The following is a 17,309-nucleotide window of genomic DNA, read 5'->3' on the forward strand; positions in this document are numbered from 1 at the left end:
TCATTTGAGCGAATAGAGGTAGGCAGCCACGTCCCGCGCCTCCTGCTCGGAAATTCTGGTCGAAGGCATTGCCGTATGCGGGCTGATCTCCCTTGCCGCACGGATCCAGCGGATCAAGTTTTCCGGCTTGTTGTACAAGACGCCGCCGACGTAAACCCGGTTGGCCAAGCTGGCGTCGAGGCGCGGGCCGACCAGCCCTTGCGCTCCGGGAACGCCGGTGATGGTGTGGCAACCGGCGCAGCCATTGGCCATCATGATCGGTATGGCGCGGGCGCCGACACCGCCGGTCGCATCGTCGGCCTTCTGCTCGACCCGACGGCTTTGCTCGAAGTACAACGCAATCCCGGCCAGGGCTGCAACGAGCACGACAATTACCGCAGCGCCGATTATGGCTTTAGACAGCGTGAAGCGCATGCGGCGCCTCCTTTCGGCTGCTCGAGCGGATCCACAGGCCGGCCAGCAGCAACGCCGCGCCGCCATAGATCAGGCCGGCCGGAACCCACATCACCAAACCGGCGAGTTGCTGGTCCTCGAGCGGACTAAGGCTCCACAATTCTGCGCCGGCGGCGTTTTCCGGGTACCACAGCCTTGGCGAGACCAGCAGCAGCACTCCGAGCAGGCCGGTGTGCAGCGAGGTGAAGAAAAGGTGCATGACCGCGCTGCCATAGGCTTGTTCGCGGCCGGGGCGCGGCAGCAGCACCCACCAGAACAGCAGGCCGCTACCGAGGAAGCTGGCATGTTGCGCATAGTGCAGGGCACCCTGTCCAAGCGCTGCCTCGAACAGGGCCGGAACGTGCCACGCCCATATCGCGACGCCGTGCAGGACGGTGGCGGCTGCAGGGCGGCTGATGGCGACCCAAACCGCTCGCAGCATCTTGGCGTGCCCGGCTGTGCCCAGCGCCTGCCGCAGCTTGATCGGCAATGCCCACATCATCGCCGCGGCCGGACAGGAGGCGACCAGCAAGGGCGCCGCCACCGCCATCAGCAGCTCATGTTCGATCATATGGGCGGTGAAAACGCGCTCACCCAATGCATGGAGCGGATTGACCAGCGCTGCTGCCAGAATGACCCAGCCGGCCGCGAACAGCAGGGCTTGCCACAGCCGCAACGGGCGGCTGCGAGCACTCCGCCGCCACAACCGAGCGGCTCCAGCGGTGTAAAGCAGTGCGATCGCTGCCAACGGCAGCGTAATTGGCAGCGCCAGCGTCCAACCGGCCTGAGGGGCGCCGGCACCGTAGCAGATGGAGGTCGAGAAGAGCGCCTCGAAGCTCATCGTATGCAGCCGTCAAGAATGAGCGAGGCAGCGCCCTGCATGACGATTACCAGCGTAAACAGCACCGCGCTTAGAATACTGACATTGGCGACGAAATCTTCGGTGCCGCGCGTACGCTCCGGTTTGAAGGCGGCGCCGCCTTGCTGTCGCGCCCGCCACGAAAGCGCGCCGCCGAGCAAGGCCAGCACCGCCAACACCAACGCAATGACGGGGATGATCGCAATCCTGTGAGCGCACTGCCACTCGACAACCGCGTAGTTCAGTTGCGTCGATACCGCCCAGGCCAATGGCCCCGACAACAGCCCACCCCAGGAAGTTCCGTACCGAACCGCACGCATCTCAACCCAGCCTCGGCGTCCAGTAAATAAACAGATAGATCGGGATCCAGGTCGCGACCACGAAATCCCAGTAGAAGACGTTGTCGCCCACATCCCCGAAACGCCGGCCGCTATAGCCATGGCGCGTGAACATCAGAACCGTCAGCACCAGCGTGTCGCCGACATCGGTGATCAGATGTGTGGTGTGGAGGCCGAGCAGCACCCACAGCATCGAGCCATACGCATTGGTATCCCAATAAATGTTGAGGGCCGGAAATTCGAACCAGCGCACGACAAGCGGTGCGATGCCGAGCAGCGACATCACCAGCAGGCCGATGCGCACCGGCACCATGGCACAGGCTTCGGCGTAGCGGTTCAGTATGTGGTTGGGCACCACGCTGGCGAGCAGCAACAGCATGACGATGGTGCCCGGCCAATGGTTGGGCGGCGGCACGCCGAGCGGCCATTCGGGGGACAGGTAGGCAAGGTAGAGATAGGCGCCTGCGGCGAGCGCGAAACCAGTGCCCTCAAGCGCCATGAAGGCGAGGGTGCCCCACCAGGTCGGGCTGCGCGGTCCGAGCCCGAAGGTCGGGAGTTCGGAAAGATCCGCGGCCGGGCGCTGTTTCATTCCTCGTCCTCCGGATCGCCTTTCGGCCAGAACCAGCCGATCAAGGTGATGGCGATCGGCCCGGCTCCCCAGACCACCGCCCACGGGCTGAAGATCGAATAGAGAAAGGTGGCGCCCACGGCGAGGGCGGCGAATAACGGCCAGATCGATGGCGTCGCCGACTTCTCGCGCACATCGGGATGCGCCTCTGCCACGGTCGAAATAACAAGTTCGCGCACGTCGACACGAAGCCCAGTCGCCACCGGCAGCGTATCGCGTTCGGCCCACAGCGGCTCGGCATGTGTAACCACCGGAATATGGGCGAAATTGTAGTTAGGCGGCGGAGACATTGTCGCCCATTCCAGAGTGCCCGCATTCCAGGGATTGTCCCCGGCCGGCGCGCCCCTCAAGGCGCTGTGAACCAGGTTTATGGTAAACAGCACGAAGCTCAGGAACAGGACGACCGCGCCGGCTGTGATGCACAGGTTGATGTTGCCCCAGCCGAGCTCCGCCGGATAGGTGTAGACCCGGCGCGGCATGCCCCACAGCCCGACAATGTGCATCGGAAAGAACGCCGCATTGAAGCCTATGAAGGCAAGCCAGAAGTGCCAGCGTCCGAGACGCTCGTTCATCATCCGGCCGGTGATCTTGGGGAACCAGAAATAGGTCGCGCCGAGCAGCGGGAACACCGACCCGCCGATCAGCACGTAATGGAAATGCGCGACCACGAAATAGGTGTCGTGCACTTGCAGGTCCAATGGGACCGAGGCCAGCATCACGCCGGTCAGGCCGCCTGCGACGAAGGTGAAGAAGAAGCCGAACACGAACAGCAGCGGCGTCCTGACTATCGGCTTTCCGTCCCACAATGTCGCCAGCCAGCAGAAGATCTGCAGCCCATTCGGGATGGCGATCAGCATGCTCGACGCGGTGAAGAAGCTCGCGCCGAGCTTCGGCAAGCCGGTTGCGAACATGTGGTGGACCCATAGGCCGAACGACAGAAAGCCGACCGAAATCAGCGACAGAACCATGCCCAGATAGCCGAATACCGGACGCCGGGCGAAAGCGGCGATGATCGAGGACACCATGCCGGTGGCCGGCAGGAAAATGATGTAGACTTCGGGGTGGCCGAAGAACCAGAACAGGTGCTGGAAGAGCAGTACGTCGCCACCCTCGGCGGGATTGAAGATATGGGTGCCGACCAGCCGGTCGAGGATCAGGAACGTCGACGTGATCATGACCGCCGGCATGGCGAACACGATCACGAAGGAGGTGACCAGCAGCGCCCAGACGTAGAGCGGAATCTTGTCCAGCGACATGCCCGGCGCGCGTTGCTTCAGCACGGTGACGATGGTGGCAACCGCGACCGCCAACGACGACACTTCGGTATAGGTGATCATCTGCGCCCACACGTCGGAACGCTTGCCTGGCCCGAATTCAGGGCCGGACAGCGGCACATAGGAGAACCAGCCGACGTCGGGCGCCATGTCGAGTGCAAACGACACCCAGGCGAAGAGGCCACCGGAGAGATAAATCCAGAAGCTGAATGCATTGAGGCGCGGAAAGGCGATGTTGCGGGTGCCGACCATCAGCGGCACGAGGTAGATGCCAGTCGCCTGAACGATCGGCACTGCAAACAAGAACATCATGGTTACGCCATGCATGGTGAACAGCTGGTTGTAGCGGTCGGGCCCGATCAGCCCGCGCTCCGGCCCCGACAGTTGGATGCGCATGGCAACGGCGCTGAGGCCACCGAGGCACAGGAAGAAGAAGGCGGTGATCAGGTAGCGCCGCGCGACAATTTTGTGGTCGACGCTCGAGAGCGCACCGATGATGCCCGGTGCCGTCTGCCATGTCCGCGCCAGCCAGCGGTCAAGGCTGGCGTCGTCGAGGCCGGTATCGCGAGGACCGTCGTGCTCGGGAGCTAGGTCACCCTTTTGTGCTGCGGCGCGTTGCTGGGCGAGGTCACGCTCATGGGCTAGGTCGGCGCTGCTCATTTCAGGCCTTCGAGATAGGCTACGATCGCATTCAGCTCGTCCCCGTTTAGTCCCACCACGGGCATGTGGGCACCTGGCTTGATCCCTTGCGGATCGGCTATCCAGGCTGCGAGATTGCCGCGGCTCATCGCCAGCGTTCCGGCAGCGAGCGTCTGCCGGCTTGCGATATGTGTAAGGTCGGGAGCGACCGTACCGCCGGCGATGGTGCCGCCGATCTTGTGGCACATCACGCAAGGCCGTTTGAGGAATAGGTCATGGCCGGCTTTTGCCTCGCCAGAGGCAGGAGCGACCGCCGGCCGCAGCTGATCGTTCAGCCACGCGTCGAAGACGGGCCGGGGTTCGGCGACGATGAAGGTGCTCATATTGGCATGCTGCGCGCCGCAGAACTCGGCGCACTGGCCGCGATAGACGCCGGGCTTGTCCGCCTTCAGATCGAGAACGTTCTCGTGGCCTGGAATGAGGTCCAGCTTGCCCGAGAGGTTCGGCACCCAGAAGGAATGGATGACGTCGGTCGAGGTCACGACAAGCCGCACCGGCTCCCCCGCCGGGATGTGGATTTCATTGGCGGTCGTCAGGATGCGGTTCGGCTGATCGTTTTCGTAGCGCACCTCCCACCACCATTGATGCCCGGTCACCCGGATCGTCAGCGCCGCATCCGAGCCGATGGCGGCGAGCGTCCGGTTAGCGAAGTAGCTCAGCAGCGTCAGGCCGACCAGGATCAGGGCGGTAGCGGCGAGTGCGGCGACGACAATTCGCATCTTGCTGCGCTCGGCGGCAGCGTCGAGGACAAGCGGATCGCCGAGCGGCGCCGGGCGCCGGGCCAATGGCGTAATCAGCACGGCCATCACCAGAAGCCAGACCGCCGTGCACAGCGCGGTGAAGAACCAGATCAGCCATGCAAGCTCGCCCGCGGCCGGGCCTTTCGGGTCGAGCGCGGATTGCCAGCCGCTGCATCCTGCAAGGAGCAGCATGCAGGCTGTGCTGCAGCACACCCTGCAAAGAAGGCGGTTCACGGCGACTTCCCCAGCGTCGCGGCGTCCGGCAGGCGATTTTCGGATGGATGGGGCATCATGTCGTCGTCGCGGCTCGGCGCAGCGGACTTTGGCGCGTTGCCGCTCAGCGCGCGGACGAAGGCGGCAAGCTCCCAGATCTGGTCGTCAGGGATCTTGTCGCGGAAGCTCGGCATGCCGTTCGGCCGGCCGTCCCTGATCGTGGCGTGGATGCTTTCGATCGAGCTGCCATAGAGCCACTTCTGGTCCATGAGGGCCGGGCCCATGCCGCCGCCGCCATTGGCATGGCAGCCGGAACAGTTGAACCAGTTGAACAGACGCTTGCCCTCGCTGAGGTGGAAGGCGTTGGCCTCGAACACGCCGGCCTTGTTGTCGGACGAGGCCGGCCGTTGGCCGCCCGGCTCGAGGGCCGTCACGGCCGCCGGTTGGTCGCCCGAGCCGAGCACCGACTGTGGACGCGTGTCGCGTTCCTCGCGCTGGCAAGCGGCAAGGACGAGCATCGCCGACAGCAAGCATGGAAGGCCGCGGTTCATCGCACTGCCGCCCCGGCGCCGTCGAGGCGAGGCACGCCATATTCCGCCAGGATCGTATCGATCTCGGCGCGGTGTTTGGCAATAGCTGCGTCTACCTCACCGCGCAGTGCATCGTCGTCGCGGCGCACGGCCATCGAGATGTCGTAGATCATCGGCAGCAGCGGACCGTCGATACGCGGCGCAACCGGCGTAATTCGTAACGGAGCTTTTTGCCTGGCGGCGAAGTAGCCGGCCAACGGTCCCCAGACGACGGCAACATCGATGTCGCCATTCGCCACCGCCTCGATGATGCGCGCTGGCGGGTTTGGCGCGGAATAGTCGCCATAGACCGGGAAGCCGATGAGATGGCCGACGATGCCGCGGCGCCCGAGCGCCTGGACGGGTGGCGAGTTGGCGCCGTCGTCGCCGATCAGCTGGACGCCGATGTGCAGATCGCGCAGGCGAGGATCGTTGAAGGACGTGATTTCCGGCGCATCCTTTCGTGTCACGAAGACGTAGGAAGACCGGTAGTAGGGCGCGGTGGTGCGCAGCATTTCGAGATTGGCGGGTGTGCCGGGCACCAGATCGCACAGGCCGGCTTTCAGCGTGTTGCGCACAAAGCCGCGCCGCTGTGCCCACCATGTGTAGGAAACAGTCGCACCAAGCTCCTCGGCGACGAGTTCGGCAATCTTGTTTTCAAAGCCCTCCCTGGCGGCATTGGAGAACGGCATGTTGTTGGGATCGGCACAGATTCTCAATTCGCGCGCATCGGCAAGGGGGGCAACAAGCGAGAGCGCCAGTGCACCGACCGCGGCGGCAAGCCGCCGCGGTCGCGTTCTCCGTGGCCGCGCAACTCGGCCGATCGTCTCAAGGCAGCCGGAACACATACAGCGTACCTCCCGGCGTGGTTACATCCTTCAGATCCTTCATGACGTTGACGAAGCCCAGCGCGGCGGTGGCGTCGCGCGGGTCGAGATCGCCGGATACGATCGCCCCAGCCCAGCCACCAACGCCCGAAAGGACCGCGACATATTGGTGCCCGTCTGGGCCGCGATAGGTGATCGGCTGGCCGATGATGCCGGACGACGTCTTGAACTGCCAAAGCAGCGCGCCGGTCCTGGCGCTGACCGCCTTGAACCAGCCTTCCATCGTGCCATAGAACACGACATTGCCGGCGGTGGCGACGGCGCCGCTCCACACCGGAAAGTTCTCCTTCAGGCTCCACGCCGGCTTGGCGGCGGCGACATCCCAGGCGGTGAAAGCGCCGCGATTGCCGCCCGGCCCCGGAATCATGCGCACGTTCATGCCGACATAGGGCGTCCCGGCGATGTAATTCACCTCGACGCCTTCTTCGTCCATGCACATGTTATTGTGCGGAATGTAGAGCAGGCCGGTCTTTGGCGAGAACGCCGAAGGCTGCCAGTCCTTTAGCCCGGATGCGGTGGGGCAGATGTCGCGCACGACCTTACCGGTGCCGGTTTTTTTGTCGGGATTTACAATCAGCCGGCCGGTCTTGAGGTCGACGCCCTTGCTGGAATTGACAGGCCCGAACGGCACCGCCGACAATACCTCCCCCGTCGTGCGGTCCAGCAAATAGACATAGCCGTTGCGTTCCGGTCGGACCAGGACCTTGCGGAGCTTGCCCTGCCAAGTCATGTCGAGCAGCACCTGCTCGTTGATGCCGTCGTAATCATGGAGGTCGTGCGGGGTCCATTGATAGAACCATTTGGCTGCGCCGGTGTCGGGATCGCGGGCAAAGATGCCGGCGGTCCATTTGTTGTCGCCGGGCCTCAGATCCGGATTCCACGGGCCGGGATTTCCGGTGCCGTGGAAGATAAGGTTCAGATCCGGATCATAGGAGATCCAGCCCCACACATTGCCGCCGCCGATCTTCCACGCATCGGGCGGCCATGACGTCACGCCGAGATCCTTGCCCTTGTCCATGTCGTAATGCGGCTTGAAATCGGGGCCGATCAGCACCTCGGCGTCCGGGCCGGTGTTGTAGGCCGTCCAGACGACGTGCCCGTCGCCGGCGTCGAGCGCCTTGATCCAGCCGCGCACGCCCATTTCGCCGCCGGAATTGCCGACCAGCACCTTGTCCTTGACCACCAGCGGCGCCATGGTGATGGTCTCGCCGATATTGATGTTGCCGATATGGGTGTTCCAGACCGGTTTGCCGGTGGCTGCATCAACGGCGATGGTATGGCCGTCGAGCGTGTTGAAATAGATGCGCCCGTCGAAGAAGACCGCACCGCGGTTGACCACGTCGCAACAGGCAACGCCCTGCGCCGCAGGCTCGGGATTGGGCTCGAATTTCCACTTCATCGGCGCGCCGGGCTTGGTAAGGTCAAGCGCGTAGAGGATGTTGGGAAACGGCGTCACGATGTACATCGTGTTGCCGACGACCAGGGGCGCAGCCTCCTGGCCCTTGTTGACGCCAGTGGAGAATGTGAAGGCCACCTGCAGGTTCTTGACGTTGTCCTCGGTGATTTCCGCAAGTTCGCTGTAGCGGGTCGAGGCGTAGTTCTTTGCCGGCATCGCCCACTGGCCGTCGTCGGGCGGAGCAGCTGCGGACGGCGGATTTATCGCAAAGCTTGACGTTGACTGAGCAACCGCCGTGGTAACTAGCGCGAAGCATGCCAGCAGCGTCCATCCCAGCATCGCAGCCATTGGCCTTTCTCCCCTTTTGGCTGACACACTGGTTTTCGCTGCCACCTGTCGCACTTGCCTCATTAGCGTATCGACCCGCCGACACCGGCGCCAAGCTCTGCGGCTACGTCCGCCTCGGTTCCGGCACACAATGGATGGCCCCAGCCGGAAGCGCTCTTGCCGCCGGGATCGAGGTCGAAAATGATAGCGTCCTTGCGGTTTGGGTTGACGCCGGCCGGTACCTTGTCCAGCCCGAGTGCGGCCCGCACCCGCCAGGCGACATTGTGGTCGGCACAAGAGGAATCGCCGCTTATCCCGAGGGCCCCGACGATCCCCTTGCCGTCGTAGAGAGCCAGGCCACCGCCAAACACGACGACACCGCCGATGGGCTTTCCCAGCAATGGATCGCTGGAGCTTCCATACGTAGAAGGATCGCCCGCATAGGCTGCCGCCTGATTGACCGGATTGGTGGCCAGGAGGCCGAATAGAGGACCGCCGGGCTGCACCGGCGCGTAGAGGTTCGCGGTGGACAAAGCCATCTGCGCGAGGCTGAGCCCGTTGGCCGTATTGGCTTTTTCGGCGGCGATCAGTCGGCTGCCGGGCCACTGGGCGTCGGCGGTAGGCCCGCTGAAGGCGACGGCGCAGACAGTTCCGTCGCGAGCCACGATTGCCGCCCATTCATTGGTATCGAAGCCGCCATTGCCGGGGCCGCCGCTGGCTTTGACGTTGGCCTTGAGGGCGGCCAGCAATTTGTCATGGTCGGCCGGGCAAGGTGCTTGAGCCCAAGCCTTTTGCTGGACGGCGCCGATTGTAAGCAGGAACAGACATAATGCTACTGAGACAATCCGATGGCGATCCATTAGCTGCGCCGTCTTTGTTGAACACTCCCAACGCGCGAGAGGCGCAGAAGTGCCAAATGGAATGAAATAAATGTCGGATTCCGTCGGCCAAACTCGGCGGCCGGCGCTCGGGATAGTTGATCCGGGCGTTCTCATTCAACCGCAAATTGGAGTTATTCCCGCGGTGGTCCGGGCTCGGCCGGAACGGAGGGCGCTGTTCGCAGTTGTGTCGGATGCTGTCTGCAGTCGAGCAACTGGCTCAATCGGTGAAAGAGCGGCGAGCGGTCTTGTTCGTTGGCGCCGGAGTATCGATGAGCGTCGGCTTACCGTCCTGGCAAAAGCTCATCGAGCACATGCAAAACGAGCTCGGCCTCGACGAGGACATGATCGGCGCACCGGAGGCCAACTATCAGGCCCTTGCCGAATATTACCGGCTGAAGCAGGGGAGCCTCGGCCCTTTGCGCAGCTGGATGGATCGCGAATGGAGCGTATCGCGGGAAAAAGTGCGGGGCTCGGCGATCCACAAGCTTATCGTGTCGCTCGATTTTCCGATCATCTACACCACCAATTATGATCGCAACCTCGAGGTTGCCTTCGAGATCCATGGCCGGCCCTTTGTGAAAGTGGCCAATGCAAAGGACTTGCCCAAGACAACAGGCGAGGTCACCCAGATCATCAAATTCCACGGCGATTTCGACGACGACAAATCGCTGGTTCTGGCGGAGACCGATTATTTTGAACGGCTGTCGTTCGATTCGCCGCTCGATGTGAAATTTCGGGCCGACGCGCTGGGGCGCACCATCCTGTTCATCGGCTACAGCATGTCCGACATGAACATCCGTCTGCTGCTGCATAGGCTTTGGCAGACCTGGCAGCGGTCGGGCTACGAGAAGAGCCGTCCGAAATCCTTCATCTTCATGTCGCAGCCGAGCATCGTCCAGGAGGCTGTTCTCGGCCGCTGGGGCATCGATATGCTGACCGAAGAGGCCGACGATCCGGAGGACGCGCTGCTCGCATTCCTGAACGAACTCAAGGACAGGGTCGGCCGGCCAGACGGCGCCTGAAAAGCCTGCGCCGTGACGAAGCTGTGGGGAACCGGCCGGCCCGATGTGAGTTGGGGAGGCTAAGTCTCACGGGATCAAGCCTGTATGAACGAACGCAAACACAAGCGAAGAGTGCATATCAAACATGGCCTGTCGGCCGAGCAGGTCTATGAGATCAATTTCTTTGCCCGCAAATGCGGCCTGACCAGGGATGAAGCGCTCAAGATGATGCGAGATGCCGGTCGGTTGAAGGATAGCGCGAAGGCATCTTACCAAACCTGGGCGAAGTAGCGGCATGGATCACGCCTCTTGGGCGGCCTTTCTCGGGACGGTCATCTTGATGCAGATGCCGCCGGGGCCTGACAGTCTGCTGGTGATGGCGCGTGGCATCGGGCAGGGCCGGGAGGTTGCCCTGTTAACCGTTCTGGGCATGACCCTCGGCGCCGGCATGGTCCAGTTGCCGCTCCTTGCCCTCGGCATATCGTCGCTGCTCCAGGCGTCGCCCCTTGCCTTTGCCATGCTTCGCTGGATGGGCGCGGCCTATCTCGTTTGGCTTGGATCACGTTTGGTATTGTTGCCGTCGGACGGGGTCGAAGTCGAGAAGCCTGCGGCCGTCGGGCCGCTCGCGGCTGCGCGCGAAGGGATGATCGCCAATCTGGTAAATCCCTGGCCGATAACCTTCATGGTGGCTTTCCTTCCACAGTTCGTCGATCCGGCTCGCGGATCGGTTACACTGCAATTGCTGCTGCTCGGAGGCACCCAGAAGATGACCGGTGTGCTGGTGCTGGGCACATATGCGCTCGCATCCGGCACGCTCGGGGCCTGGATCATGAGGCGACCGAAGGTAAGGCTCTGGCAGCAGCGCGTGGCAGGCTGCTTCGTCGTCGGTCTCGGTATCCGCATGGCACTCGGTGGTGGCGCACACCGCTGAGGATCGAGCGATGCACCGGCGGTGCGTCATGGAACATCCGCCGACAATTTTCGTTGACATGCTCCACAAGGCGAAGAGGTCGAGCATGTCGAAGGTCCAAGCCGCCACCCCGGAGCGTTTGCAGCAGCTCAGGCTCGAGGCGACAGCGCACTTTGCGCCGCTCATATTGCGCGAGGCACTGGTGCGTCTCTGCCGGGCGTGTGGAAGCGAGAGCCTCGAACGGTTCGAAAAGACCATGGTCGACCAAATCGAGGCATCGCGTGACGAAAAGGCCGATTTCGACACAATGAAGGAATTTGCCATCGAACAGCTCTATGGCTGGATTCGAGAAGTCAGGTCTTCACCGGACATGACACAGCCGCTGGAGAATGTAGACACCCGAAGGACCCCTGGCCGCTCGGAGGAGCCGCAGACGCTAGAAGACCAGCTGCAGGCGGGTCTGGAGGATTCTTTCCCGGCAAGCGACCCGCCGGCTGTTGTTTCCACCGCGATCCCCGGCGGATCGAAGAAGCTGGTCGGAACCGACGAGGTCCTCAGGCAGCAGCGGAAGAAAAAGGCCGAGGAAGCCAGCCATTCGCGATAAACGGCACTGCGGGGAAGCAGCCTGCCAGCTCACCCGCCGTCCGGCATGAAGGCTGTCGGGGCATGCGTGTCATGCGGCTCGCCTTCGACAAGAATCTTCGCTTCCAAAGCCGCGTCGATAAATGCTTCGCGGGCTTCCGCTGCCGTAATCTGGCCGATCTGGGCGCCATCCAATGCATCTGCCGCCATCAGCGACAACGGGGCATTGCGGGCAGGCCATTTCTCGCTTTTGAGGCAGTAAGAAGCCTCGAAAACGGAGCTGACCATTCGCGATCGGCCCGGCTTGCCGAAGTAGATGCAAACCGGAGCATCGAACTTTATCTCCAGCATGGCGGTCCTCCCGATTTAACCACCCTTGATATAAATTAGCCTCAGCGAGTCACATGGCCTGCTGGGCATTTTAGCCGACATCGCGAACCTCAGTGGGATTGGTGCCTGCTGGTATTTCGGCGGCGACATCGTGCGCCAGAATGCCCGCTTTTTGGGCGAATGCTTCGAACGCCGCGCGCACCGTCTCGGCATCGACCTCGTCAGCCAGCCCGGCGCGACAGGCGTTGAACGCCGCCATGTGCGCCGGGCCGCGGCTCGGCCATTCGTTTAAGACGTCATAGGCCTGCCACATATTTTCGACATGGCGAGGGAAACCAAGGCCGACAAGAATTGGAACGGGGCGGCCAAACGAGCTTTTTGTCATCTGTGTCTCCGCGAAAGTGCCTGTCGCATCAACGCTCGATGCGGACACGAGGCCGATGCCCGTTAACGCGGGATTGGTGCACGGGTTGCAGCGGATTTGTTCGATCGTGCGCCGGCCGATGCTGGCGTCACTTGTTGGTCCGCATCTTTTGCCGGGGATTGATACCGCCTTGAGGCGTGGTGTCGTTCTCGACATCGCCTTCGAACGTGTTGTCGCCCTGATCGAGCCGGTCGCCCTCCTTGATCGTGCCCTTGGAACTGCCGATGCCGGGATCGTTGGCAAGGTCGCTATCGGCCGGCGTTTTGCCTTTGGCGTGCTTGTTTCCTGTCATGGATTCCTCCTGTTTTGAGGTGGCGGACTGTCCTTGAGGTGGCGGCCAAGGCTCGCTGCGAATCGCGTTTCGACGCGCCAATGGCGGTCCCCCGGATTTTCGGACGACCTCGATTCGAACTCCGCGATACCGGTGGTTGTTCCGTCAAAAATATCGCCGCCGGCTGGAGTGCCCAGCCAAGCCTCTCCGGTTTCTGGAGCCGGGTGATTTTCGCCAGCCGGAACGATCTTTCGCCCAATGCATTTAACTGGTCTGCGCTCACGAACTCATTCTGGACGGGAGCTGGACCATTGCCACCCACAGCCTACGCCTTCGCGACCCGCGAAACCGAAGAAGTTTCCATCGTCCACCTCATACCCGCCTTAAGGGCTTTCGCGCGTACTTTCTGCCGCACCCCCGATGATGCAGACGACCTGGTCCAGGAGACGCTGACCAAGGGACTGGCCAACATCGACAAGTTCGAGGCTGGAACGCGCATGAAGTCATGGCTCTTCACCATCATGCGCAACACCTACTACACGCGTGTCAGAGCCGCAGTGAGGGAAGCGCCTGGCCTGCTCGACTGCGCTTCGCTGCGGCCGATCTCGGAAGCGACGCAGGAATGGTCCGTACAGGGCAAGGAAGTCCACCAGGCCATCCAGAGCCTTCCCGAGCACCAGCGCGAGGTTCTGATGCTGATAGGCGTGCTGGGCGTCAGCTATGAGGAGACTGCCGAAATATGCGGTTGCGCGGTGGGAACCGTGAAAAGCCGGCTCAACCGCGCACGCGCCGGCGTGCTGGAATACCTTGGCGAAAGTTCCTCGCAAACGCTGATGGAAAGGCGCAGCTATCTATCCGAAGGACAATTGGACTTCGAAGCCGAGAGGCGCCGCTAATACATGTCACGCTAATTGCTGGTTTCGCGCAATCGTCTTTCCACAAGCGCGTTCTGCAATTCAATCGCAAGTTTGGTCAGCCGGTCAGGAACCCTTTCCTGTTCGATGGCCGCAAGCAAGGAAGCGATTTCCCGGTCTATCCTCAGATCGGCACGCGTGCTGACGGAATCTTCCCTTGAGCGAGACATCGCGTTCTCTTGGCAAATGTTAGTCCCTTCACCTCACTCTGGTGGCAACAGTGCGAGTTTGCAAGAATTTGCAAGCTATCCATGCGACCGGCTTCGGTCCTTGCACAGCTTCGTCAGCGGTTGGCTCTCGCTGCGTTTTCAATTGCTCACCGGCTGCAAGCCACATGCTGCCGCAACGATCAGTCTTCAGGCCGTCGATCCGCTGAATGATCCTGGTACTGCTCGGACTTGACCCGATTGCCGTCGAGCCCACGCTCCTTGCTGTGCTGCTTCTTGTCTCTGTTGGACAGAACAGCGTTCTCTCCGATCTTGTCCTTGGGAAGATCGGTCATTGCGCCAGCGCCAGCGCCTTTGCCATGACTGCCGCGACCGATGTGCTTCTTGCTGCCGGACGCCATCTTATCCTCCTTCATACTGTCGAATAGCGGCTTTTCCTGTTCGGCATCCGAACCAGCGTTGGGCCACAATGTTCCGCTGGAAATCGTAAGCAGGAAGGCATCGCCGTCCCAGTGCCGGAACGGCTTTTCGCCGTCGACGAGGATTTGCATGCCATTTGCATTGGCGAAGTTATGAACGTCGGCGCGATCCAGCGCCGGCGATCCGCGATATGAATAATTCAAAAGCACGGCCATGCCCGGCCTCTTCAGCACGCGCCCGATTTCCACGAAATGCCGTTCGGCGAGGCCGGCCAGCACCAGATAGGGAAAGCTGTCGACGGCCAGCACGCGGTCGAAGCTCGCATTGCCGAAATCGGCAAGATCGAAACCTTGGGTAGGGCGAAATTCCACATTGCCGAGCCCGGCGCATCGCCGGCGAGCGATCGAGATCATCGCCGCGGATATGTCGATGCCGACGATCCGGTGCGATAGAGCGGAGAGCGCCTGTTCGAAGCGACCGATACCACAGCCAATATCCAGGATGTCGTTATTTGCGCCGCTAAAACCTCGCCTCTCCAGCCATGCAACGATCTCAGCCGTAGCGGCCGAGAGCTTTTCCTCGTTGCCCAGCGACGACAGCTGGACGCTCGCCGCCGGGGAGATCGCCGCCGCCGCGTCAAACCCGGCTGCCAGCCGCTTGACGACCGCATCGCCGGTCTCTCCCTCACCGCGTTCGTGCCGAACGGCAGCACCCGTTTTGCGCAGCGTGGCGAAGATCTCGGGCCTGCGCTGAAGCAGGTCGGCAATCCGCTGTAGTTTTGCCGTCTTTCGCGGTTCGGCCGAGTGCATGTCTTGCGCAATCTTCGCCAGTTCTGCGGCTTCGATTCCTGTCTCGAAACGGAGAGCCAGCCTGGCGATGACGGCTTCGACGCCGGCACCATCTGCCATGCATTCCTCCAGCACCCGCCTTGCTGATGTCGACCACCGAGATCCCGGTTGGGTCGCGCTCATCGCCCTTTGCTCCGCGTCCAGATCTTGCGCATCGTCCACCGGTCGACGGCGCCCCAGCTGTATTTGTAGGCCTCTTGTCCGCGCAGAAAATCGAACTCTTCCGCGCCTTCGCAGATCGCCTGCCTTATCGCCTGGCCGATGAGCAGCGCGCCGGGACTTTCCTCCGCATAGGCCAGATCGAAGCCACCGAGGTAAGCGTAAGCGCGGCCCCGATGATGAAACCCGTAATAGGCGCCCACGATCGCGCCACCGATGGCGACAAGCCAGCATCGGGCAAGTGCCTGAGCAGCCAACAGCGGCAGCGCCTGACGGTGGAATTCTTCCACGCGGGTATCGGACAGGACGCCGTCGCCGTTTCCGGCCCAGCGCGCGCGGTGGAGGCGGATCAAATGATCGAGGAATGTCTGCGGATCGGACAAAACGGGTTCGATGGCGACCCGGCCACGTCTCGAAGCAGCTCTATGGGCGCGGCGCAATTGGCGCCGTCGCCGCGCCGGAACACAGCTGAGAAGCGTCTCATCGCCCGTGAGGGAAAGCACCGGGCAAGCAGCGTGGCTGACAGCCTGGCTTGTTTCGAGCGCGGCATGGCAGATGGCGAGGCCGGCACCGCCGGCCGGCAGATCCGGCAAGATCCACTGTGACCAGCCGATGGAAAGAACCGAGCCGGCGATGACGGCGCCGACCGGTTCGGCGATCTCGGGAAGACAAAGGAGGTCCAGATAGTCGCTCAACGAAATCCCGAGCGGAAGCAATCGCGCGCCGGCTTCCCGGTGTTCCAGATAGAGTGGCGCCAAGCCGACCAGGTCATCGCCACTCCAGACGGCGACCGTCGCAAGCTCACCAGGAGCGAATGTCCGCCACCACGGCACCAGCCATGCGGGAGACTGGAACGGCGTCGCCGAGGGACTGCGCGACCAGAGTTCCCACCAGTGTGGCGCGAGGGCTTCGAGGCCCGCCGCATCGTCGATGATCTCGCTGCGGAGCATGTCCCGCTCACTTCGCCGCCGCGAGCTGTCCGCTGTCTGTGCCGAGCCGTGCCAGCGCCCGATAGGCGTCCATGTAGGAGGAGACCATGCGGTCGAGTGAAAAGCGGCGCCGCGCCTCGGCCCGGCAGGTCTCAGGGTCCAGGCCGGGTGCGGCAACGATGGCTTCCGCCATTTCGTCGACATCTCTGACGAGATACCCCGTCTTGCCATGCTCGACCACATCCGGCAGTGCGCCATTCGGGAAGGCCACCACGGGGGTGCCGCAGGCGAGTGCCTCCATGGCGACGAGAGAACTGGTTTCCGCGGCAAGGCTCGGGACGACCAGGCAGCGGGCTGTGTTGAGCAGGCGCCGCTTGGCGACAAAGCCGAGCGGACCGAGGAAGCGGCGCCGACTGTCCAGCCGCGGCTCGACCTCGTCGCGAAAATACGCTGTGTGGGTTTCGTAGGGATAGACTTTGCCGCCGATGACCAGCGGTACGTTGGCCTTCTTGGCTGCGTCAAGCGCCAGATGAATGCCCTTTTCCGGGCAGATTCGGCTGAGCACGAGCGCAAACTCACGCTTGACCTGTGGCTCGCTCAGCGCGTCGATGTCCACTCCGTTGGGGATCGGCCCGATCAGCCTGGCGCCCGGTGGCGCGGTTCGTTGCTGAGCCGCCGATACCGCATGCAGCCACAGATCCTCTCGCGCCGGACTGAGAGCATCGGCCGGATACCAGTCGAGCGGCAGGTGCAAGGTCACCAATGTCGGCCCATCGCCCGGCAGATAGGCATCGAAATCGATGCCATGCAAATGAACCGCGTCGATTGGCCAGCGTGCGCGTGCGGTAGCTATTGCTGCGCGATGAGCACGCTGGGCCCGGCGCTTCGCCGCTTCATCGAGCACGCCCGGTTCGGCCGGCGTCTCGATGAGGACACCCGCAGCGCGCGAGCCCTGGCAGCCGATCACGATCGAACGGTGTCCGGCCTGTACGAGCGCCTGATCGAGCATCGACAGCACCTGCTCGGCGCCGCCGACCGCATCCGGCCCGACCGGGGCGAGGGGATAGGCGACGTTGAGGACGGTGAGCGTCATGGCTGGCGAGCCGAAGCT

22 protein-coding genes and 1 pseudogene are annotated in these 17,309 nt (G+C 62.8%); 5 read left to right on the plus strand and 18 right to left on the minus strand.

The genetic code is table 11. The features are described from left to right. From NKJ09_RS04310 to NKJ09_RS04355, 10 genes are all read right to left on the minus strand, one after another. Complete coding sequence (locus tag NKJ09_RS04310; RefSeq protein WP_352482833.1) at window positions 1-414, minus strand: c-type cytochrome; 414 nt, start codon at window positions 412-414, stop codon at window positions 1-3. Then, window positions 395-1,273 carry a cytochrome c oxidase assembly protein gene (locus NKJ09_RS04315; protein WP_352482832.1) on the minus strand — a complete coding sequence of 293 codons (879 nt, stop codon included), beginning with the start codon at window positions 1,271-1,273 and terminating at the stop codon, window positions 395-397. Before NKJ09_RS04315 ends, NKJ09_RS04310 begins: the two co-directional genes overlap by 20 nt. Continuing rightward, window positions 1,270-1,572, minus strand: a complete 303-nt coding sequence (locus tag NKJ09_RS04320) for a hypothetical protein (protein ID WP_352547417.1) — start codon at window positions 1,570-1,572, stop codon at window positions 1,270-1,272. Before NKJ09_RS04320 ends, NKJ09_RS04315 begins: the two co-directional genes overlap by 4 nt. A 40-nt stretch (window positions 1,573-1,612) precedes the next feature. Then, the gene (locus tag NKJ09_RS04325; protein ID WP_352482830.1) at window positions 1,613-2,218 is read right to left on the minus strand and encodes a cytochrome c oxidase subunit 3; all 606 of its coding nucleotides are present in this window, start codon (window positions 2,216-2,218) and stop codon (window positions 1,613-1,615) included. Further along, window positions 2,215-4,191, minus strand: coding sequence for a cytochrome c oxidase subunit I (ctaD, locus tag NKJ09_RS04330; RefSeq protein WP_352482829.1), 1,977 nt, complete (start codon window positions 4,189-4,191; stop codon window positions 2,215-2,217). Before ctaD ends, NKJ09_RS04325 begins: the two co-directional genes overlap by 4 nt. Beyond that, a complete protein-coding gene (gene coxB / locus NKJ09_RS04335) occupies window positions 4,188-5,162 on the minus strand; it encodes a cytochrome c oxidase subunit II (protein WP_352482828.1) in 975 nt (324 codons plus the stop codon). Before coxB ends, ctaD begins: the two co-directional genes overlap by 4 nt. Before the next feature lie 38 nt (window positions 5,163-5,200). Next, window positions 5,201-5,734, minus strand: coding sequence for a c-type cytochrome (locus NKJ09_RS04340; protein WP_023716601.1), 534 nt, complete (start codon window positions 5,732-5,734; stop codon window positions 5,201-5,203). After that, window positions 5,731-6,600: a substrate-binding domain-containing protein gene (locus tag NKJ09_RS04345; RefSeq protein ID WP_352482827.1), complete on the minus strand. Its 870-nt coding sequence runs from the start codon at window positions 6,598-6,600 to the stop codon at window positions 5,731-5,733. The genes NKJ09_RS04340 and NKJ09_RS04345 overlap by 4 nt, the downstream gene beginning before the upstream one ends. Continuing rightward, a complete protein-coding gene (locus NKJ09_RS04350) occupies window positions 6,581-8,374 on the minus strand; it encodes a methanol/ethanol family PQQ-dependent dehydrogenase (RefSeq protein WP_502901760.1) in 1,794 nt (597 codons plus the stop codon). The genes NKJ09_RS04345 and NKJ09_RS04350 overlap by 20 nt, the downstream gene beginning before the upstream one ends. 71 nt (window positions 8,375-8,445) lie before the next feature. Next, window positions 8,446-9,222 carry a heme-binding protein gene (locus tag NKJ09_RS04355; protein WP_023716604.1) on the minus strand — a complete coding sequence of 259 codons (777 nt, stop codon included), beginning with the start codon at window positions 9,220-9,222 and terminating at the stop codon, window positions 8,446-8,448. A 212-nt stretch (window positions 9,223-9,434) separates the two neighbouring features. On the opposite strand from NKJ09_RS04355, the gene NKJ09_RS04360 reads away from it, so the two are divergent. From NKJ09_RS04360 to NKJ09_RS04375, 4 genes are all read left to right on the plus strand, one after another. After that, window positions 9,435-10,265, plus strand: coding sequence for an SIR2 family NAD-dependent protein deacylase (locus NKJ09_RS04360; protein ID WP_502895875.1), 831 nt, complete (start codon window positions 9,435-9,437; stop codon window positions 10,263-10,265). An 84-nt stretch (window positions 10,266-10,349) separates the two neighbouring features. Next, window positions 10,350-10,535 carry a hypothetical protein gene (locus tag NKJ09_RS04365; RefSeq protein ID WP_352482822.1) on the plus strand — a complete coding sequence of 62 codons (186 nt, stop codon included), beginning with the start codon at window positions 10,350-10,352 and terminating at the stop codon, window positions 10,533-10,535. A gap of 49 nt (window positions 10,536-10,584) precedes the next feature. After that, entirely contained in the window at window positions 10,585-11,175 is a 591-nt protein-coding gene (locus NKJ09_RS04370) for a LysE family translocator (protein ID WP_352494026.1), read from the plus strand. 85 nt (window positions 11,176-11,260) lie between these two features. After that, window positions 11,261-11,758, plus strand: a complete 498-nt coding sequence (locus NKJ09_RS04375; protein WP_352493906.1) for a hypothetical protein — start codon at window positions 11,261-11,263, stop codon at window positions 11,756-11,758. 29 nt (window positions 11,759-11,787) lie between these two features. Here the strand turns inward: NKJ09_RS04375 and NKJ09_RS04380 are convergent, their stop codons facing one another. The 3 genes from NKJ09_RS04380 to NKJ09_RS04390 all read right to left on the minus strand — a co-directional run bounded on the left by NKJ09_RS04380 (window position 11,788) and on the right by NKJ09_RS04390 (window position 12,782). Further along, window positions 11,788-12,087: a DUF982 domain-containing protein gene (locus NKJ09_RS04380; protein ID WP_352482820.1), complete on the minus strand. Its 300-nt coding sequence runs from the start codon at window positions 12,085-12,087 to the stop codon at window positions 11,788-11,790. 70 nt (window positions 12,088-12,157) lie between these two features. Continuing rightward, window positions 12,158-12,451 carry a DUF982 domain-containing protein gene (locus NKJ09_RS04385; protein WP_352493907.1) on the minus strand — a complete coding sequence of 98 codons (294 nt, stop codon included), beginning with the start codon at window positions 12,449-12,451 and terminating at the stop codon, window positions 12,158-12,160. 127 nt (window positions 12,452-12,578) lie between these two features. Beyond that, complete coding sequence (locus NKJ09_RS04390; protein WP_023676144.1) at window positions 12,579-12,782, minus strand: hypothetical protein; 204 nt, start codon at window positions 12,780-12,782, stop codon at window positions 12,579-12,581. A gap of 290 nt (window positions 12,783-13,072) precedes the next feature. Here NKJ09_RS04390 and NKJ09_RS04395 point away from each other — a divergent pair, with 290 nt between their 5' ends. Further along, window positions 13,073-13,657, plus strand: coding sequence for a sigma-70 family RNA polymerase sigma factor (locus tag NKJ09_RS04395; protein WP_036244131.1), 585 nt, complete (start codon window positions 13,073-13,075; stop codon window positions 13,655-13,657). 11 nt (window positions 13,658-13,668) lie between these two features. Here the strand turns inward: NKJ09_RS04395 and NKJ09_RS04400 are convergent, their stop codons facing one another. The 5 genes and pseudogenes from NKJ09_RS04400 to NKJ09_RS04420 form a co-directional block, all read right to left on the minus strand. Then, window positions 13,669-13,845, minus strand: a complete 177-nt coding sequence (locus NKJ09_RS04400) for a hypothetical protein (protein WP_352762370.1) — start codon at window positions 13,843-13,845, stop codon at window positions 13,669-13,671. A 179-nt stretch (window positions 13,846-14,024) separates the two neighbouring features. Beyond that, window positions 14,025-14,243, minus strand: coding sequence for a hypothetical protein (locus NKJ09_RS04405; RefSeq protein WP_352494027.1), 219 nt, complete (start codon window positions 14,241-14,243; stop codon window positions 14,025-14,027). 222 nt (window positions 14,244-14,465) lie between these two features. Beyond that, window positions 14,466-15,233 (minus strand): annotated as a pseudogene (locus NKJ09_RS04410) (class I SAM-dependent methyltransferase); the annotation flags it as partial. Beyond that, the gene (locus NKJ09_RS04415; protein WP_352493908.1) at window positions 15,230-16,219 is read right to left on the minus strand and encodes a GNAT family N-acetyltransferase; all 990 of its coding nucleotides are present in this window, start codon (window positions 16,217-16,219) and stop codon (window positions 15,230-15,232) included. The gene NKJ09_RS04415 and the pseudogene NKJ09_RS04410, both read right to left, overlap by 4 nt. Window positions 16,220-16,226: 7 nt before the next feature. Further along, entirely contained in the window at window positions 16,227-17,291 is a 1,065-nt protein-coding gene (locus NKJ09_RS04420) for a glycosyltransferase (RefSeq protein WP_352493909.1), read from the minus strand. Window positions 17,292-17,309 lie beyond the last annotated feature (18 nt).

The organism is Mesorhizobium sp. M0189 (assembly GCF_040322135.1).
In the GTDB taxonomy this organism is placed as follows: domain Bacteria; phylum Pseudomonadota; class Alphaproteobacteria; order Rhizobiales; family Rhizobiaceae; genus Mesorhizobium.

What these genes read in the sequence shown, in the direction of transcription:
- NKJ09_RS04310 (WP_352482833.1), bottom strand. Translation starts at nt 414, where the DNA reads ATGCGCTTCACGCTGTCTAAAGCCATAATCGGCGCTGCGGTAATTGTC.
- NKJ09_RS04315 (WP_352482832.1), bottom strand. Translation starts at nt 1,273, where the DNA reads ATGAGCTTCGAGGCGCTCTTCTCGACCTCCATCTGCTACGGTGCCGGC.
- NKJ09_RS04325 (WP_352482830.1), bottom strand. Translation starts at nt 2,218, where the DNA reads ATGAAACAGCGCCCGGCCGCGGATCTTTCCGAACTCCCGACCTTCGGG.
- ctaD (WP_352482829.1), bottom strand. Translation starts at nt 4,191, where the DNA reads ATGAGCAGCGCCGACCTAGCCCATGAGCGTGACCTCGCCCAGCAACGC.
- coxB (WP_352482828.1), bottom strand. Translation starts at nt 5,162, where the DNA reads ATGCTGCTCCTTGCAGGATGCAGCGGCTGGCAATCCGCGCTCGACCCG.
- NKJ09_RS04340 (WP_023716601.1), bottom strand. Translation starts at nt 5,734, where the DNA reads ATGAACCGCGGCCTTCCATGCTTGCTGTCGGCGATGCTCGTCCTTGCC.
- NKJ09_RS04345 (WP_352482827.1), bottom strand. Translation starts at nt 6,600, where the DNA reads ATGTGTTCCGGCTGCCTTGAGACGATCGGCCGAGTTGCGCGGCCACGG.
- NKJ09_RS04350 (WP_502901760.1), bottom strand. Translation starts at nt 8,374, where the DNA reads ATGCTGGGATGGACGCTGCTGGCATGCTTCGCGCTAGTTACCACGGCG.
- NKJ09_RS04355 (WP_023716604.1), bottom strand. Translation starts at nt 9,222, where the DNA reads ATGGATCGCCATCGGATTGTCTCAGTAGCATTATGTCTGTTCCTGCTT.
- NKJ09_RS04360 (WP_502895875.1), top strand. Translation starts at nt 9,435, where the DNA reads ATGCTGTCTGCAGTCGAGCAACTGGCTCAATCGGTGAAAGAGCGGCGA.
- NKJ09_RS04365 (WP_352482822.1), top strand. Translation starts at nt 10,350, where the DNA reads ATGAACGAACGCAAACACAAGCGAAGAGTGCATATCAAACATGGCCTG.
- NKJ09_RS04370 (WP_352494026.1), top strand. Translation starts at nt 10,585, where the DNA reads ATGCAGATGCCGCCGGGGCCTGACAGTCTGCTGGTGATGGCGCGTGGC.
- NKJ09_RS04375 (WP_352493906.1), top strand. Translation starts at nt 11,261, where the DNA reads ATGTCGAAGGTCCAAGCCGCCACCCCGGAGCGTTTGCAGCAGCTCAGG.
- NKJ09_RS04380 (WP_352482820.1), bottom strand. Translation starts at nt 12,087, where the DNA reads ATGCTGGAGATAAAGTTCGATGCTCCGGTTTGCATCTACTTCGGCAAG.
- NKJ09_RS04385 (WP_352493907.1), bottom strand. Translation starts at nt 12,451, where the DNA reads ATGACAAAAAGCTCGTTTGGCCGCCCCGTTCCAATTCTTGTCGGCCTT.
- NKJ09_RS04390 (WP_023676144.1), bottom strand. Translation starts at nt 12,782, where the DNA reads ATGACAGGAAACAAGCACGCCAAAGGCAAAACGCCGGCCGATAGCGAC.
- NKJ09_RS04400 (WP_352762370.1), bottom strand. Translation starts at nt 13,845, where the DNA reads ATGTCTCGCTCAAGGGAAGATTCCGTCAGCACGCGTGCCGATCTGAGG.
- NKJ09_RS04405 (WP_352494027.1), bottom strand. Translation starts at nt 14,243, where the DNA reads ATGGCGTCCGGCAGCAAGAAGCACATCGGTCGCGGCAGTCATGGCAAA.
- NKJ09_RS04415 (WP_352493908.1), bottom strand. Translation starts at nt 16,219, where the DNA reads ATGCTCCGCAGCGAGATCATCGACGATGCGGCGGGCCTCGAAGCCCTC.
- NKJ09_RS04420 (WP_352493909.1), bottom strand. Translation starts at nt 17,291, where the DNA reads ATGACGCTCACCGTCCTCAACGTCGCCTATCCCCTCGCCCCGGTCGGG.